The sequence below is a fragment of the Panacagrimonas perspica genome, from assembly GCF_004364935.1.
Lineage (GTDB): Bacteria > Pseudomonadota > Gammaproteobacteria > Nevskiales > Nevskiaceae > Panacagrimonas > Panacagrimonas perspica.
Genome location: NZ_SOBT01000002.1, coordinates 1 through 2,633, shown reverse-complemented (window position 1 = coordinate 2,633; position 2,633 = coordinate 1). Strand labels below are relative to the sequence as shown.

Below are 2,633 nucleotides of genomic sequence, written 5' to 3'. Positions count from 1 at the left end.
ACCAGCAGCGCGACCTTCGGGCCCTTGCGCTGGATCAGCGCGTTGGTGCCCAGCGTGGTGGCGTAGCGGACCGAATCGACTTCGGACAGCACGTCCAGCATGTCGAGATTGAGCTTGGCGCAGCCTGCCTGCAGCGCCTCGCGGAATCCGAGCGCGAGGTTGTGATGCGTGGTCAGGGCCTTGGACTGGATCGTGTGCTCGTTCCAGACCATGAAGCAGTCGGTGAAGGTTCCACCGATATCGACGGCGACTCTTTTCATTGTCGTGCTCCTAGCGTCCGCGCGTGCCGGCAGACTGGTGGGAGTGGTAATCGACGCCCATCGGCTCGGGACCGGCGATCTTGCTCAGGTCCTGAGGACCCCGCTTGGCCCACTGCGCCTTGAGCGCATCGATATCGAATTCCATGTCGTGCAGCGGCGGGTGGCCGGGCGTCAGGTACTCGACCTCCACCTGCGTGCCGCAACCCGGGCAATAGAACTCCACGATCTGCACCCACTTCGGGTCGGGCGCAAAGGTGAATTCGTACGAGGTGTCGAGAATCGGCTTGTGGATCTCGCGCGGATCGCGCGCGTGCACCAGCAGGCCTTCCTTGTAGTTGCCGCGAGCAGGACCCACGTCGTGCTCGCACACGCGGCACAGCCACCGCTCCTTGTCGAGATCGATCTGCAGGTATTCCGTCATTGCGATTTTCATGTGATTCCTCTCCTAGTTCTTCTGCAGAACCAGATCGTGGTTGTCGTTGACCGAGAACTTCCAGCCAGCAGGGATCAGGCAGGTGAAGTACTCCTCCTCCACCACCGCCGGGCCCGCCGCGCCCTGGCCGGGCATCAGTTCTTCGTGACGGAACAACGGCAGGCTCGAATCAGCGAGCTTGCCGCCATCGCTCAGGCGCACTTTGCGTTTGATCTTGGTGTCGGCCGCCTTGCCGCCCTTGGTGTCGTCCTGTTTGAGCGCGAAGTGCGGAATCGCCTTGGTGGCGCGGAACTGCACGCGAAGATCCTGAGCGGCCTTGAGGCCGTCCGGAACTTTCTTGTCGCCGTTGAGGCGCCGCGTGGCCTGCTCGCCGTTCTGCGAGAAGCTCAACGTCTTCTCCACGGCACACTCGGACAGGTCGAAACCTTCGGCGAACATGTCGCGCGTGGCACGAACGGTCAGACGGTCGATGACATCCGAGAGTCCCTTCTCGCCGGTATCGGTCAGCGCAGCGTCGTAGCTGTGCGCGATGTCGGAGAATCCGATGCCGAAGGCGCTGAACACCGCCGCCATGCGCGGCACGATGATCTCCTTGACGCCCAGCGCATCCGCCACGCGGCACGCCGACATCGGGCCGGCACCGCCGAACGCCAGCAACGCCGCGTCCTTGAGGTTGGGCGCAATCTGCTTCATCGCCTCGGCAATCTTGCCGACATACGCCTGTTCCATCTTCACCAGCGCCTCGTCCAGCGAGACGCCCAGCGGCTTGGCGACGTTTTCCATGATCGCCGCCTTGGCACGCTCGCTGTCGAGCTTCAGCGTTCCGCCAAAATAGGAGTCGCCATCGAGAATGCCCAGCAGCAGGTAGGCGTCGGTGATCGTCGCTTCCTTGCCGCCATAGCCGAAACAGGCCGGACCGGGCGCACCGCCCACCGACTCGGGACCGACCTGGACCTTGCCGTCCACCACCTTGAACACCGAGCTGCCACCGGCGCCGAGGCTCTCGACCTCGCACAGCGGGAACGAGATCTGGATGTCTTCCAGCGAGCCCCAGCGCTGCTCGCGCACTTCGCCACGATCGACCACACCGATGTCGGTCGTCGTGCCGCCGATGTCCATCGTCAGCAGCGTGTTCTTGCCGTAGTGCTGCGCCAGCGCCTTGGCCCCTTCCATGCCGCCACGCGGACCCGAACCCCAGGTCTTGAGCGCCACCGTCTTGGCCACGCGCGACGACGTGCCGTCGTTGCAGAAGATCAGCAGCGGGTTGCGCGCACGCGCATCGCGCAGCACGTTCTCGGCGTTGTAGAGGAAGCGCTCCATCGCCGGGTGCAGGAACGCATTCAGCAGGCTGCTCCAGGTACGGCGCGCGTCGTCACCATCATCCGAGAGCTGGTGCGAGTACAGGATCGGCACCGCGCCGAGCAGGTGGCGCGGATAGCGCAGCAGCGCCACGTGCTTGACCTTCATCTCGTCGGCCGCAAGGTTGGCGCCACCCAGGCTCACCACGAGGCGATTCGCACCTGCCGACATCAGTTCGTTGATGACCGTCGTCAGTGCGGACTCGAGCTGCTCGTCCGACAGGCCCGGATCGACGTAGGCCACGCGATCGCCAACGGTGGCGTCGAACAAGTCCTTTTCGTCCTTGTTGCGCGCCAGCTTCTTCGGGTCCTGGCCCTTGCGCAGGATCAGGCCCAGACGCGGCCCCTTGCGCTGCACGACGGCGTTCGTGCCCTGCGTCGTCGAGTAACGGATGTAATCGACTTCCTCGAGCAGCGCCGCCAGCTTCTCCTCGCCGTAAACGCGTTTCGAGGCTTCCTTCAGCACCTGCACGAAGCACTGCGTGAGATCGTGCGGCGTGGTGAGCGTCTTGGCGCGAAACACCTTGGCACCATAGATCACGCACGCGTCGGTGAGCGTTCCGCCGTTATCGATACTGATCA

3 protein-coding genes are annotated in these 2,633 nt (G+C 64.1%); all 3 read right to left on the bottom strand.

Annotation, left to right across the window (positions count from 1 at the left end; all coding sequences use genetic code 11):
• The coding region (locus DFR24_RS00030; protein WP_281280127.1) for a hydantoinase/oxoprolinase N-terminal domain-containing protein at positions 1–260 on the bottom strand (260 nt) is incomplete at its 3' end.
• A gap of 10 nt (positions 261–270) precedes the next feature.
• On the bottom strand, positions 271–693 hold the full coding sequence (locus DFR24_RS00025; protein ID WP_210772656.1) for an acetone carboxylase subunit gamma: 423 nt from the start codon (positions 691–693) through the stop codon (positions 271–273).
• Positions 694–705: 12 nt separating this feature from the next.
• A partial coding sequence (locus DFR24_RS00020) for a hydantoinase/oxoprolinase family protein (protein ID WP_133879325.1) occupies positions 706–2,633 on the bottom strand: 1,928 nt, incomplete at its 5' end.

Coding starts and splice junctions, on each gene's coding strand:
- DFR24_RS00025 (WP_210772656.1), bottom strand. CDS start 693: ATGAAAATCGCAATGACGGAATACCTGCAGATCGATCTCGACAAGGAG.